Annotated in this window: 13 protein-coding genes and 2 pseudogenes; 10 read left to right on the forward strand and 5 right to left on the reverse strand. The window is 62.6% G+C overall.

The window, feature by feature from the left end; translation table 11 throughout:
- From EOA86_RS05455 to EOA86_RS05490, 8 genes and pseudogenes are all read left to right on the forward strand, one after another.
- Positions 1 to 210 (forward strand): annotated as a pseudogene (locus EOA86_RS05455) (BMP family ABC transporter substrate-binding protein); the annotation flags it as partial.
- Positions 211 to 284: 74 nt separating this feature from the next.
- On the forward strand, positions 285 to 1853 hold the full coding sequence (locus EOA86_RS05460) for an ABC transporter ATP-binding protein (protein WP_128340920.1): 1569 nt from the start codon (positions 285 to 287) through the stop codon (positions 1851 to 1853).
- Positions 1850 to 2956, forward strand: a complete 1107-nt coding sequence (locus EOA86_RS05465; RefSeq protein ID WP_128340921.1) for an ABC transporter permease — start codon at positions 1850 to 1852, stop codon at positions 2954 to 2956. The genes EOA86_RS05460 and EOA86_RS05465 overlap by 4 nt, the downstream gene beginning before the upstream one ends.
- Positions 2953 to 3888, forward strand: coding sequence for an ABC transporter permease (locus EOA86_RS05470; protein WP_128340922.1), 936 nt, complete (start codon positions 2953 to 2955; stop codon positions 3886 to 3888). Before EOA86_RS05465 ends, EOA86_RS05470 begins: the two co-directional genes overlap by 4 nt.
- Positions 3889 to 3935: 47 nt before the next feature.
- Positions 3936 to 4742, forward strand: a complete 807-nt coding sequence (locus EOA86_RS05475; RefSeq protein WP_091591383.1) for a 4-pyridoxolactonase — start codon at positions 3936 to 3938, stop codon at positions 4740 to 4742.
- Between the two features lie 26 nt (positions 4743 to 4768).
- The gene (locus EOA86_RS05480; RefSeq protein WP_128340923.1) at positions 4769 to 5947 is read left to right on the forward strand and encodes an alanine--glyoxylate aminotransferase family protein; all 1179 of its coding nucleotides are present in this window, start codon (positions 4769 to 4771) and stop codon (positions 5945 to 5947) included.
- Between the two features lie 39 nt (positions 5948 to 5986).
- On the forward strand, positions 5987 to 6733 hold the full coding sequence (locus EOA86_RS05485) for an SDR family NAD(P)-dependent oxidoreductase (RefSeq protein WP_128340924.1): 747 nt from the start codon (positions 5987 to 5989) through the stop codon (positions 6731 to 6733).
- 104 nt (positions 6734 to 6837) lie between these two features.
- Positions 6838 to 7245: a hypothetical protein gene (locus tag EOA86_RS05490; protein WP_128340925.1), complete on the forward strand. Its 408-nt coding sequence runs from the start codon at positions 6838 to 6840 to the stop codon at positions 7243 to 7245.
- A gap of 13 nt (positions 7246 to 7258) precedes the next feature.
- Here EOA86_RS05490 and EOA86_RS05495 read toward each other — a convergent pair whose 3' ends face one another.
- Together EOA86_RS05495 and grxD are read right to left on the reverse strand one after the other, a co-directional pair.
- On the reverse strand, positions 7259 to 8458 hold the full coding sequence (locus EOA86_RS05495; protein ID WP_164891573.1) for a multidrug effflux MFS transporter: 1200 nt from the start codon (positions 8456 to 8458) through the stop codon (positions 7259 to 7261).
- Positions 8459 to 8613: 155 nt separating this feature from the next.
- Complete coding sequence (grxD, locus tag EOA86_RS05500; protein ID WP_029353656.1) at positions 8614 to 8949, reverse strand: Grx4 family monothiol glutaredoxin; 336 nt, start codon at positions 8947 to 8949, stop codon at positions 8614 to 8616.
- A gap of 163 nt (positions 8950 to 9112) precedes the next feature.
- Between grxD and EOA86_RS39990 the strand changes: the two genes are divergently transcribed.
- Together EOA86_RS39990 and EOA86_RS39995 are read left to right on the forward strand one after the other, a co-directional pair.
- Positions 9113 to 9511, forward strand: coding sequence for a hypothetical protein (locus tag EOA86_RS39990; RefSeq protein ID WP_245497140.1), 399 nt, complete (start codon positions 9113 to 9115; stop codon positions 9509 to 9511).
- 63 nt (positions 9512 to 9574) lie between these two features.
- Complete coding sequence (locus EOA86_RS39995) at positions 9575 to 9892, forward strand: phosphodiester glycosidase family protein (RefSeq protein WP_245497141.1); 318 nt, start codon at positions 9575 to 9577, stop codon at positions 9890 to 9892.
- 22 nt (positions 9893 to 9914) lie between these two features.
- On the opposite strand, the gene EOA86_RS05510 is transcribed toward EOA86_RS39995, so the two are convergent.
- The 3 genes and pseudogenes from EOA86_RS05510 to EOA86_RS05520 form a co-directional block, all read right to left on the reverse strand.
- Positions 9915 to 10148, reverse strand: coding sequence for a BolA family transcriptional regulator (locus EOA86_RS05510; protein WP_023674714.1), 234 nt, complete (start codon positions 10146 to 10148; stop codon positions 9915 to 9917).
- Positions 10149 to 10232: 84 nt separating this feature from the next.
- Complete coding sequence (purL, locus tag EOA86_RS05515; protein ID WP_128340927.1) at positions 10233 to 12473, reverse strand: phosphoribosylformylglycinamidine synthase subunit PurL; 2241 nt, start codon at positions 12471 to 12473, stop codon at positions 10233 to 10235.
- Positions 12474 to 12621: 148 nt separating this feature from the next.
- Positions 12622 to 12920 (reverse strand): annotated as a pseudogene (locus tag EOA86_RS05520) (PLP-dependent aminotransferase family protein); the annotation flags it as partial.

The raw sequence follows: 12920 nt of genomic DNA on the forward strand, positions 1-12920 counted from the left end.
GACCTGAAGGCCGACACGTTCGGCACCAAGAGCTACTCGATCGGCCTCAAGGACGATTCAGTCAAGCTTCTGAAAACCGCTGCGATCCCCGACGATGTCTGGGCGGAGATCCAGGCGCTGCGCGAAGACATCATTTCCGGCAAGACCAAGGTCGATCCGGTCTATGATGCAGCAGCCGTCAGGGCGCTGATGACCAGCGTCGCCCAGTAGGGCGAGCAAGCTTCCGGAGGGGTGATCCGTTCACCCCTCCGAACCGATCTTATGTTTTCAAGGCCTTGGCTTTCATGAGCAGTGCTTCCTCATTGTCGGTCGACAAGCGCGACATCGTCGCGCTTGAAGGCGTCACCAAACGGTTCCCCGGTGTGGTCGCCAATGACAGCGTCGATCTGGCGATCCGTCCGGGCGAGGTGCATGTGTTGCTCGGTGAAAACGGCGCCGGGAAATCCACCTTGATCGGCATGCTGTCGGGCCTGCAGCAGCCGGACGAGGGGCGCATACTGGTCGACGGCGAGCCTACCGCGATCACATCGCCCGGCCATGCACTGGCGCTCGGCATCGGAACCGTATTCCAGCACATGATGCTGGTGCCGACGCTGACGGTGGCGGAAAACCTGCTGCTCGGCGGACCGTGGTGGCAGCGCCCCAAGACCGAAGAATTGGAAGCGCGCGTCGCCGAAATCACAAGGATACTCGGCATCACGGTCAAGCTGCATGCCAGGGTGTCGGAACTCTCGCTCGGCGAGCAGCAGCAGGTCGAGATCCTGCGCGCGATGGTGCGCAACAGCCGGCTTCTGATCCTCGACGAGTCGACCTCGATGCTAACGCCGAAAGGCATCGACGAGCTTGGCGCGCTGATGCGCCGCCTGGTCGAGCAGGGGTTGGCGATCGTCTTCATCACCCACAAGCTCAAGGAGGCGGCGGCTTTTGGCGATCGAATCTCGGTGCTGAAACTCGGCCGCAAGGTCGGCGAAATTCCTCCCGAGCGGTTTCGTGCATTGGGCGAGCAAGCGATCATCTCTGAGATCGTCGAATTGATGTTCGGCAAGCAGAAGGACGACCCGGAAGCGGCCGAGCGTCCGGTTCGCACCATCCACGCCGAAGCGGCTCCGCTGCTTCAGGTCCATGATCTCGGCGTTGCGCCGACAGACGACGCGCCGGGCCTGTCGTCGATTTCGTTCGATATCCGTCCAGGCGAACTGCTGGGCATCGCCGGTATCGACGGCAATGGCCAGAAGCAACTGGCGGAGGCGCTGGCCGGCCAGCGTGCGATTGTGGGCGGCTCGGTGCGGCTGCAGGGCGCGCCCATCGAGACGCTGAGTGTCGGCGAACGCCGCCAGAGGGGCCTTCGCTATCTGACCGACGACCGGCTCGGCGAGGGCACGGTCGGGACCTTCCCGGTCTCGATCAACTTCTTTCTCAAGCAGGTCGGCGCGGCCCCCTTCTGGCGCAAAGGCGTCGAGCAGCGCGCCGAAATCGACAAGCGCGCAGCCCAACTGGTCCGCGAATATGACGTGCGCACGCCAAGCCTGAAAACGCCGGTCGCCCGGCTCTCCGGCGGCAATATCCAGAAGGTGCTGCTGGCGCGCGAACTCGCCGAAGGTGCAAAAGTGGTGATCTTCAACAAGCCGACATACGGGCTCGATCTCGCCAACACATTGGCTTCACGCCAGCGAATCCGCGACACGGCGGCTCGCGGCCTTGCCGTGCTGCTCATCTCCACCGATCTGGAGGAGTTGCTCAGCATGTGCGACCGCATCGCCGTCATCGCGAACGGATCGCTCGTCGGCACCGTCGAGAATGCCGACGATGCCCGCACCAAGATAGGTCGCTTGATGATCGGGCTTGCCGCATGAGCATCGACACCGCACCATCCGCCGGTGCAACCGCACTCGATTCCACGGCTGCTGTGGTCACGCGCCGCGATATCCAGCATCGGCTGCTGATGACGCTCGGCCCTATCCTGGCCGCGCTGATCATCGCCGGTAGCATCCTGCTTGCCGTCGGCGTCGATCCGCTTGCCTACTATGGCTTTGTGCTCAAGAGAGGGCTTTTATCGCCGCTCGGCATCCAGCAGACGCTGACGCGCATGGCGCCGCTGCTGTTTCTTGCCGCCGGTCTGATCGTGGCCTTTCGCGCCGGCATGTGGAATCTTGGCGGCGATGGCCAGTTCCTGCTCGGCGCGGTAACGGCTGCGGCCAGCGCTCCGGCTCTCGTGCAGGTCATGCCGGCCTGGCTGGCGCTGATCTGCTCGTTCGTCATCGCCATGTTGGTTGCGATGATCTGGTCGCTGGTGCCGGCGCTGCTGCGGGCCTATCAGGGCGTCAACGAGATCATCACCACGCTGATGATGACCTTCCTGGGTACCTCGCTTGCCAATGTGCTGGTCAAGTTGGTGTTTCGCGATCCGGGGACTACCGTGCCGCAGACCCGCACCTTGCCGGTCGAGGACCGGCTGCCGCGCCTGTTCGACACGACCATCACCAGCGGATTGCTGCTGGGACTGGTGGCAATCATAACTGTACATCTGGTGATGACGCGCACGGCCTTCGGCCTGAAGCTGAGGATCGTCGGCGCAAACCCGCGCGCAGCCATCCATGCCGGGCTCGGCGTGCCGAAGCTCACCGTTGCCGTCTTCGCCATTTCGGCCGGGCTGGCCGGCCTTGCCGGCGCCGTCGATATCCTCGGCGTTCAGGGTAACGTCCGCGCCGACTGGAACCCTGCGTATGGGCTTGCAGTCATCCCCGTGGTGTTCCTCGCCCGCATGAACGGCTTTGCCGCCATCGGTTTCGTGTTCCTGCTCTCGGTGCTGTCGATCGGCGGCGAGAGTGCGGCGCGCCGGCTCGGCGTGCCCAATCATTTCACGCTCGTGCTGGTCTCCATCGTGCTGATCGTGCTCGCGCTCGCCGAATACCTCGATCACCGCTACAACCAGTCGCGACGGGAACTGAAGCGATGACCGGGCTGTTCGGCGAAGTCTTTCTCAGCGCGCTTTTGTTTGGCGCGGTCACCGCGGCGATCCCGCTGCTGCTGGCCGGTCTCGGCGAACAGATGTCCGAAAAGGCCGGCGTACTCAACATCGGCATCGAGGGCATGATGCTGGCTGGCGCCTATCTCGGCTTTGTCGGCGCCTTCTATTCCGGATCGCTGTGGCTCGGCTTTCTCACCGGCGCCGGTGGTGGTATCGCGGTGGCGCTGGTCATGGCGCTGCTTTGCGTGCGCATCGGGTTGAACCAGATCGTCATCGGCATCGCGCTGACGCTCGGACTGGAAGGTCTGACGGCGCTGCTCCACCATTTCCAGTTTTCGCGCAGCTATCCCCGCCTGCCGGCAGTGGACGTGACCGTCATCCCGTTGCTGTCGGACATTCCGGTCATCGGGCCGGCGCTGTTCAGGCAGCATCTCAGCGTCTATCTCGCGGTCGCGCTGGTTTTCGCCATGGGCTACGTCTATCGGCGCACGCAGCTCGGCCTCAACCTGCAGGCGGCGGGCGATAAGCCGGCCGCCCTTGACGTCGCCGGCATTGACGTCGTGCGAACCCGCACCATCGCCGTGCTGACGACGGGAGCGCTGGCGGGGCTCGGCGGCGCCTTTCTCGCCAATGTCGGCGCAGGCCTGTTCATACCGTTCATCACCAATGGCGCGGGCTTTCTCGGCATCGTGCTGGCCATGCTGGCGCGCGGCCGACCGGTCTGGGTGCTGTTCGGCGCCTTGCTGTTCGGCGTCTGCCTGTCGCTGACGACGGCCATGCAGGTGGCCGGCATCAACATACCAACCGACGTCATCCAGATGCTGCCGTTCCTGGCGGTGATGATCATGCTGGTGCTGTTCGGCCGGCGGGCCAGTCTGCCTGCAGCGCTCGGTATTCCTTACGAGCGCGGCGCGCGCTGACGGCAATTCATGCGCGGACGGGACCCGCGCCAAAAGAGGAGACAAAAATGTCGGATACCAAGGTCTACCTGCTCGACGGAGGTTCGCTCGTGCTCGACGGCTATCACGTGTTCTGGAATCGCGGCCCCGGTGGCGAAGTGCGCTTTCCCGTCTATTCGATCCTGATCGAGCATGCTGAGGGCCGGTTCCTCATCGACACCGGCTACGACTACGATCACGTCATGAAAGTGCTGCCCTTCGAAAAGCCGATCCAGGAAAAGCACCAGACAATTCCCGGCGCCCTGGCGCTGCTTGGTCTCGAGCCGAAGGATATCGACGTCGTTGTCAACTCGCATTTCCACTTCGACCATTGCGGCGGCAACAAGTATTTCCCGCATGCCAAGAAAATCTGCCATCGCACCGAGGTGCCGCAGGCCTGCAATCCCCAGCCTTTCGAGCATCTCGGCTATTCCGATCTGAGCTTTTCGGCGGAGGCTGCAGAAGCGCGTGGCGCAACCGCGCAATTGCTGGAAGGCACTACTCGGGCTAACTCGACCTTTGAGGGCATTGACGGCGATGTCGAGCTTGCCAGGGGGGTCAAATTGATCTCGACGCCCGGCCATTCGATCGGCCATTACAGCCTGCTGGTGGAGTTTCCCAAGCGCAAGCCGATCATGTTCACCATCGATGCGGCCTACACGCAGAAAAGCCTTGAAACGCTGTGCCAGGCGGCCTTCCACATCGACCCGGTGGCAGGTGTCAACTCGATGCGCAAGGTGAAGAAGCTCGCCGAGGATTATGGGGCCGAACTGATGTATTCGCACGACATGGAAAACTTCAAGACCTATCGGACCGGCACGCAGTTCTACGGCTGACCGCCGTCAATGCGGAGACAAAGACCATGCGCTATCTCGAACACGCCGAACCGGTCATCACGCTCACCGCGGGGCCGGTGAACGCTTATCCCGATGTGCTGCGCGGCCTTGGCCGCACCGTGCTCTACGACTACGACCCAGCGTTCCAGCTCTTTTACGAGGGTGTGGTCGACAAGGCGCAGAAGGCAATGCGGCTGTCGAACAGGCCGGTCATTCTCCATGGCGAGCCGGTTCTTGGCCTAGAGGCGGCCGCAGCCTCTCTGATCACGCCTGACGACGTCGTGCTCAACCTTGCCTCCGGTGTCTACGGCAAGGGGTTTGGCTATTGGGCGAAGCGCTATTCGCCGCAACTCCTCGAAATCGAGGTGCCCTACAACGAGGCGATCGACCCGCAGGCGGTTGCGGCAATGCTGGAAACGCATCCGGAAATCACCATCGTTTCCGTCTGCCACCACGATACGCCGTCGGGCACCATCAACCCGATCGACGCCATCGGCGCGCTGGTTTCGGCGCATGGCGCCTATCTGATCGTCGATGCCGTTTCGTCCTTCGGCGGCATGAAAACGCATCCTGAGGATTGCAAGGCCGACATCTACGTCACCGGCCCGAACAAATGCCTCGGCGCGCCTCCCGGCCTCACGATGATGGGCGTCAGCGAGCGCGCCTGGGCCAAGATGAAGGCAAATCCACTGGCGCCACGCGCGTCGATGCTCAGCATCGTCGACTGGGAGCATGCTTGGTCGAAGGACAAGCCGTTTCCCTTCACGCCGTCCGTCGCAGAGATGAACGGGCTCGACGTCGCGCTCGACCTCTATCTCAACGAGGGACCGGCAGCGGTGTGGGCGCGCCACGCGCTGACCGCCAGGGCCATGCGCGCGGGCGTCGCCGCCATGGGTCTGTCGATCTGGGCCGCCAGCGACAATATCGCATCGCCAACCACGACGGCCGTCCGGACGCCAGAAGACATTGATGAGAAGGCGCTTCGCCGGGCGGCGCGCGCCCGCTACGGCGTGGTGTTTTCGTCGGGCCGTGGCGAAACATTGGGCAAGCTGACACGTATCGGCCATATGGGCCCGACCGCCCAGCCGATCTATGCGATCGCGGCGCTGACGGCACTTGGCGGCGCGATGAATGCTTTAGGCCGGGAACTCGCGGTCGGCAAAGGCATCGACGCGGCGCTGGCCATTATCGACGCCGACGCGTGAACCAGAAAATCACCAGATCACAATTGAGGGAGCGTTTTCATGACTGAACGGCTTGCGGGAAAGACCGCCCTGGTTACCGGGGCCGCCCAAGGCATCGGCAAGGCGATCGCCGCGCGGTTGGCCGCCGATGGCGCGACCGTCATCGTCAGCGACATCAACGCGGAAGGCGCCGAAACCGCGGCCGGGTCGATCGGCGGAAAAGCGAAGGCGATCGCCGCCGACATTTCCGATCCTGCATCGGTCAAGGCACTCTTCGCCGAGATCAAGGCGCTGACCGGGGGCATCGATATTCTGGTCAACAATGCCAGCATCGTGCCGTTCGTCGCCTGGGACGATGTCGATCTCGACCATTGGCGCAAGATCATCGACGTCAATCTGACCGGCACCTTTATCGTCAGCCGCGCAGGAACGGACCAGATGCGTGCAGCGGGCAAGGCCGGCCGGGTGATCAGCATCGCCTCCAACACCTTCTTTGCCGGCACGCCGAACATGGCAGCCTATGTCGCGGCCAAGGGCGGCGTCATCGGTTTCACCAGAGCGCTCGCCACAGAGCTCGGCAAATACAATATCACCGCCAACGCGGTGACGCCGGGCCTAATCGAGAGCGATGGCGTCAAGGTGAGCCCGCACAACGAGGCGTTCGGCTTCGTCGAGATGCTGCAGGCGATGAAGGGGAAGGGCCAGCCGGAACATATCGCCGACGTGGTGTCCTTCCTGGCCTCGGACGACGCGCGCTGGATCACCGGCCAGACGTTGAATGTCGACGCCGGCATGGTGCGTCACTAAAAGCGCATCGCGTCTGAAAGGATACGACGGGCTGATATCGATGGAGGTTTTCGTCAAAAAATTCGCTTACATTACATTTGTCGGCGCAAAACCGGAGACCCGAAATGAAACCTCGGTCCGCAATTGTCGCACTGGCCCTTGCCCTTGCTATGGTTGCCGGGCCGAACGAGGCAAGATCGCAGGAACGCGCATGTCGCAGTCCCGATCCCGTCGACACCATAAACGAGATGTTCTCCGCGATCGTCGCCTGTTGGGAGCCGCCGCCCGGAACCGCGGGCATGACCCTGACGCTGCAGTTCTCAATTCGCCGAAACGGCACACTTATCGGCAAGCCTCGCGCCACCTACTCGCGTCTAGGGAATGATGCCACGCTCAACCGGGCCTTCGTGGCTTCCGTCCTCGAGGCTCTCGACAAGGCTCTGCCACTGCCCGTTTCGGACAGCATGGGTGAAGCGATCGCAGGGCGTATGCTGTTCCCTCGCTTCACAGCAGCGAGTGGGAGTGCATCCTAAAGCGCGTCCGGCATTAAACCGGCTGGTTTTGCGGCTGGAAGAATTTGCCGCGCTCGGCGATCAGCACCATCACCAATGCGCCAAGCGACACGCTGCAGAATCCGGCGGCCAGGGGCGTCACCGTGCCGTTGAAGGCTTGGCCGATCAGCGTGCCGAGCAGGCCGCCGAGGAAGGTCTGCATGAAACCCAGAATGGACGATGCCGTGCCGGCCAGTTGGCCGAGCGGCTCCATGGCGAGCGCGTTGAAATTCGCGCCGAGTGCGCCGAACGGGACCATCGCGCAGGCAAAGAAGGTGATGAAAAGCCAGAGCGGCATCTTCATTTGGATGGAAACGATCAGCCAGGCGAGGCTGATGGCCAGAAACAAGAGCAGCGCGCCCTGCGACAATCTGCGCATGCCGATGCGGCCGACAAGGCGCGAATTCAGATAGTTCGAAAAGGCGAGCACGCCGGCGATCCCTGCAAAAATCACCGGGAACATCTCGCCAACGCCGAAGACGCCGACATAGATCTGCTGCGCCGAGTTGATGAAGCCAAACATCGCGCCGAAGGCAAAAGTGCTGGCAAAGGCATAGCAAAGTGCCATGCGATTGGTCAGCACGATGCGGAAGCCGCCGATGATGGATTCGGCCGTCAGCGGCCTGCGATATTCGGGATGCAGCGTTTCGGGCAAGCGCAGCAGCGTCCAGGCCGACACGATCAGCGCCCCGGCCGCCATGGTGATGAAGATCACGTGCCAGGTCGCGAACAGCATGATGAACTGGCCGATGCCGGGGGCCACCACCGGAATTGCCATGAAAACCATGAAGATCAGCGACATGACTTCGGCCATGCGCCGGCCGTCGAAAGTGTCGCGCACGATCGAGACGGCGATGACGCGTGTGGCCGCGGCGCCGATGCCTTGCACCACCCTGCACAGGATAAGGATGGCGAATGTCGGGGCAATTGCCGCCGCAGCCGCTGCCGCGACATAGATCACCAGCCCGACAACGAGCGGAGCACGGCGCCCGAAGCGGTCCGAGATCGGTCCGAAGAACAGCTGTCCACCGCCAAAGCCCAGAATATAAGCGGCAATCACATATTGGCGGTGGGTTTCATTCTCCACACCCAGCGAGGCGCCGATCTGCTGCAGCGCCGGCAGCATGATGTCGATGGCCAGCGAGTTGAGCGCCATCAATGCCGCGCACAGGGCGATGAATTCCCAGCGCGGAATAGGCAAGGCACCTGCCTGTTGCGGCGCTTGTGCATGCTGATCCACGGCAAAGTCCGATCTTCAAACGAAAAAGCGCCGGCGCACCGGCGCATTCATTCGTCTTGTACCCCGACACCGGGGAGGTAATCAGCTTGTCGAAGTGGCCGACGTGCTCGTCAGGCGGCGCCTTTGACGCTCACGCCCTTTTCGACGAGGAACGTCTGAAGTTCGCCTGCCTGGAACATCTCGCGGATGATGTCGCAGCCGCCAACGAATTCACCCTTGACGTAGAGCTGAGGAATCGTCGGCCAGTTGGAGTATTCCTTGATACCTTGCCGCAGCTCGGCCGAGGTCAGCACGTCCACGCCCTTGTAGTCGGCCCCGATGTAGTCGAGGATCTGCACGACCTGACCGGAAAATCCGCATTGCGGGAAACCGGGCGTGCCCTTCATAAAGAGAACGACGTCGTTGCCCTTCACTTCGCTGTCGATGTAGTCGTTGATACCGCTCATGGAGAATCCTTTCATGCCCGCGAGAGTCGGGCTCGAAACATGCCCTTCAAATAAACCGATAGGTTGCCCGAAACAAGACGTTTGCCGCATCGCCACGCAAATGGCGCAAAGGATGGCCTGATATTGGGCCAAGAGCATCGGCCTGCTATTTCCCAAGGAAGCGATGAAAAGGCGGCTTAGCGCGGCAATCACGATTGGTGTTCTGCTCGTTGCGCTGGCCTTGATCTGGTGGTTCAGGCCATCGGAGCATCCGCCTGTCACCGTCGGCGGCAAACTGCCCGGGCCATGCCGGGACCTGAATTTCGAGGCGATCCCCTATATCGTCTGCGAGATCGATGTTCGCAGCTACGACGTTGCTGTCTTCCACGCCGGCGCAGACGGCAAGGTCTTCGGCTCGCTGGACAAATTCGACAGGGCGATGTCGGGCGAGGGCAGGCCGGTGCTGCTCGCCATGAACGCCGGCATGTATCATGAGGACCTGACGCCGGTCGGCTTCTCGTCGAAAATGGTCGCGAGATGGCGCCGCTCAACCTCGCTGATAGCGAAGGCAATTTCTTCCTGAAGCCGAATGGCGTGTTCCTGGTTCGGAATGACGGCTTGGCGGCGGTCATGGAAACGAACGCCTATGCCGCCGGCGTTCGCCACGCAATCCGGCCCGATGCTGGTGATCGACGGCCGGCTTCATCCTCGCTTCGAGGCGAACGGCACGTCGCGTCACATCCGCAATGGCGTCGGCGTGCGTGACGAAGACACGGTCGTGCTGGCGATCTCACGCTCGCAAGTCAGTCTCGGCAGCTTTGCACGCCTATTCCGTGATGCGCTGCATTGCCCCAACGCACTTTTCTTCGACGGCGTGGTTTCGGCGCTGTCGAATGGCGAGAGGATGATCGTCGGCGGAAACTATCCTGCAGGGCCGATCATTGCCGTCTCGGCGAAAAAGTGACGAGGGGTTGGAGGCGAAACCCTCAGTCCGGCACGCTGGTCTGCAAAGCGAGCGCGTGCAGCACGCCGCCCATATTGCCCTTCAATGCGTCATAGACCATCTGATGCTGCTGGACGCGGCTTTTTCCGCGAAAGCTCTCGGCCACCACCTCGGCCGCATAATGGTCACCGTCGCCGGCCAGGTCGCGAATCGTCACCTTGGCGTCCGGAATGCCTTCCTTGATTAGCCGTTCGATGTCGTGCGCATCCATTGCCATGCGAGGATTCCTTGTTCAGGTCGTGATCTCATAGATATGATCGAAATGGCGGATGGACCACCCAAACGGCCCCACTCGAATATATCACGGGTCCACGAGCTCATTTCCGATGAAGCGAGGAAACCAGGATTCGTGGGCAGCGGTCAATTCGCCGACAGGGATCGCCCGTGCCTCGCCGAGTTTCAGGTCACTACCCCCGGTCGAGCCGATCCACGGCGCAAAGATGCCGAGCTTACTTTGCTGTTCGCGAATTGCATCCCATTCATCGCTCTGCGGATCGATCGACAGCGTCAAGAGATAGCGGCCCTGATCCTCGCCGAACCAGACCGGGATCGGATCGGTCCCGACCAGGCCGGGGACGGTCGCGCCGATGCCGGACGCCATCGCCATCTCGGCCAGCGCGACCGCAATGCCACCATCGGAAACGTCATGTGCAGCGGTAACGACGCCGGAGGCGATTAGGGCGCGTACATGGTCGCCGACGCGCTTTTCATGGTCGAGGTCGACCGGCGGCGGCGGGCCGTCGGTGCGGCCGTGAATGTCGCGCATGTAGGCCGACTGCGCGAGATGCGTTCCCCACATGGACGGCGCGCCGACCAGCAGGATCATCTGGCTTTGGGCGGCAAAGCCGATCCGTGCCATTTTGGACCAGTCGGCGATCAGTCCGACGCCGCCGATGGTCGGCGTCGGCAAGATGCCTTGCCCGTTGGTTTCGTTGTACAGCGAGACATTGCCGGAGACGATCGGAAAGCCGAGAGCACGGCAGGCGTCGCCAATGCCTTTCACGGCGCCGACCAACTGGCCCATGATCTCGGGCCGTTCCGGATTGCCGAAATTGAGATTGTCGGTGGCCGCGAGCGGCAGGGCGCCGGTGGCGGTAAGGTTGCGCCAACATTCGGCCACCGCCTGCTTGCCACCCTCGTAAGGGTCGGCCTCGCAATAGCGCGGCGTCACGTCGGACGAGAAGGCGAGCGCTTTGGTCGGATGACCTTCGACGCGCACCACGCCGGCATCGCCGCCCGGAAGCTGCAGCGAATTGCCCTGAATCAGCGTGTCGTACTGCTCCCATACCCAGCGGCGAGATGAAAGGTCGGGTCCGCCGAGCAGTTTCAACAAAGCCTCGGCGATGTCGGCTTGTGGGGCATCGCTGGCAGCCAGGGGCGCCGGCTTCTTCGGCTCGGCCCAGGGACGGTCATATTCCGGCGCCTGGTCGCCAAGGTCTTTGATCGGCAGATTGGCGACTTCGTCGCCCTGATGCAGCACGCGAAAGCGCAGATCGTCGGTGGTCTTGCCGACGATGGCGAAGTCGAGGCCCCATTTGTGGAAGATCGCCTCGGCTTCCTTTTCCTTTTCGGGGCGCAGCACCATCAGCATGCGCTCCTGGCTCTCCGACAGCATCATCTCATAGGCGCTCATGCGCTCCTCGCGCACCGGCACCTTGTCGAGGTCGAGCTCGATGCCGAGGTCGCCCTTGGCGCCCATCTCGACCGCCGAGCAGGTGAGACCGGCAGCCCCCATGTCCTGGATGGCGATGACGGCACCGGACGCCATCAGCTCGAGGCAGGCTTCGAGCAGGCACTTTTCGGTGAACGGGTCGCCGACCTGAACGGTGGGCCGCTTCTCGTCGATCTTGTCGTCGAATTCGGCCGAGGCCATGGTTGCGCCGCCGACACCGTCGCGGCCGGTCTTGGCGCCGAGATAGACGACCGGCAGACCGACGCCCTTCGCCTCCGACAGAAAGATCGCATCGGTCTTGGCGAGCCCCGCCGCGAAGGCGTTGACCAGGATGTTGCCATTGTAGCGCGCGTCGAAATTGACCTCACCGCCGACCGTCGGCACGCCGAAGGAATTGCCGTAGCCGCCGACGCCGGAAACGACGCCGGCAACGAGGTGTTTGGTCTTGGGATGGTCCGGCGCACCGAAGCGCAGCGCGTTCATCGCCGCGATCGGCCGCGCGCCCATGGTGAAGACATCGCGCAAGATGCCGCCGACGCCGGTCGCCGCCCCCTGATAGGGCTCGATGTAGGAGGGGTGGTTGTGGCTCTCCATCTTGAAGACGACGCAGTCGCCGTCGCCGATGTCGACCACGCCGGCATTCTCACCCGGTCCCTGGATGACCTGCGGTCCGGTGGTCGGTAGCGTGCGCAGCCACTTCTTCGAGGATTTATAGGAGCAATGCTCGTTCCACATCGCCGAGAAGATGCCAAGCTCGGTAAAGCTCGGCTCGCGCCCGACCAGGTCGAGGATGCGTTGATACTCGTCGGGCTTCAGCCCGTGCGCGGCAATGAGTTCCGGAGTGATCGGCACGGAATTGGAAATGGTCATCGGCGGCAATTTATATCCTTGGGGTCGAATCCCCTCTTATCGCAAGCGCGAAGGCCGATACACCCTTCAAGCGCCGAAAAACGAGGGAAAGCCACACGGGCAGCAACCAGCGAAAGATCGCCACTCGACCCGCCGGTTTCAAGCCGGTTCAGGAGAAACTGTCGTATCCGGCGCGGCCCTCGTCGAGAAGCCGCCTTATCACGCCGACGCCGCCCGCGATGTCCTCTCGCCGAGTCGGCTGCGAAACGCCAAAACGCATGCCGTGGAAAACCTGCTCGGAACGGCCCGCCTTGAACTCGTCCTCATCATCGATGAGCACGCCATGTTCGAGACAGGCATTCTTGAAGGTGCCGGAAAGCCATGGATCAGGCAGGGTGAGCCAAACAAAGGGCACATTGTCCACTGCCTTGAAGTCGAACCCGGCCAGCGTCTCGCGCACGATCGCGA

Source organism: Mesorhizobium sp. M5C.F.Ca.IN.020.32.2.1 (assembly GCF_004023105.1).
Lineage (GTDB): Bacteria > Pseudomonadota > Alphaproteobacteria > Rhizobiales > Rhizobiaceae > Mesorhizobium > Mesorhizobium wenxiniae.

Excerpts from the sequence above, each read along its gene's own strand:
- EOA86_RS05460 (WP_128340920.1), top strand. The coding sequence starts at position 285 with ATGAGCAGTGCTTCCTCATTGTCGGTCGACAAGCGCGACATCGTCGCG.
- EOA86_RS05465 (WP_128340921.1), top strand. The coding sequence starts at position 1,850 with ATGAGCATCGACACCGCACCATCCGCCGGTGCAACCGCACTCGATTCC.
- EOA86_RS05470 (WP_128340922.1), top strand. The coding sequence starts at position 2,953 with ATGACCGGGCTGTTCGGCGAAGTCTTTCTCAGCGCGCTTTTGTTTGGC.
- EOA86_RS05475 (WP_091591383.1), top strand. The coding sequence starts at position 3,936 with ATGTCGGATACCAAGGTCTACCTGCTCGACGGAGGTTCGCTCGTGCTC.
- EOA86_RS05480 (WP_128340923.1), top strand. The coding sequence starts at position 4,769 with ATGCGCTATCTCGAACACGCCGAACCGGTCATCACGCTCACCGCGGGG.
- EOA86_RS05485 (WP_128340924.1), top strand. The coding sequence starts at position 5,987 with ATGACTGAACGGCTTGCGGGAAAGACCGCCCTGGTTACCGGGGCCGCC.
- EOA86_RS05490 (WP_128340925.1), top strand. The coding sequence starts at position 6,838 with ATGAAACCTCGGTCCGCAATTGTCGCACTGGCCCTTGCCCTTGCTATG.
- grxD (WP_029353656.1), bottom strand. The coding sequence starts at position 8,949 with ATGAGCGGTATCAACGACTACATCGACAGCGAAGTGAAGGGCAACGAC.
- EOA86_RS39990 (WP_245497140.1), top strand. The coding sequence starts at position 9,113 with ATGAAAAGGCGGCTTAGCGCGGCAATCACGATTGGTGTTCTGCTCGTT.
- EOA86_RS39995 (WP_245497141.1), top strand. The coding sequence starts at position 9,575 with ATGCCGCCGGCGTTCGCCACGCAATCCGGCCCGATGCTGGTGATCGAC.
- EOA86_RS05510 (WP_023674714.1), bottom strand. The coding sequence starts at position 10,148 with ATGGCAATGGATGCGCACGACATCGAACGGCTAATCAAGGAAGGCATT.
- purL (WP_128340927.1), bottom strand. The coding sequence starts at position 12,473 with ATGACCATTTCCAATTCCGTGCCGATCACTCCGGAACTCATTGCCGCG.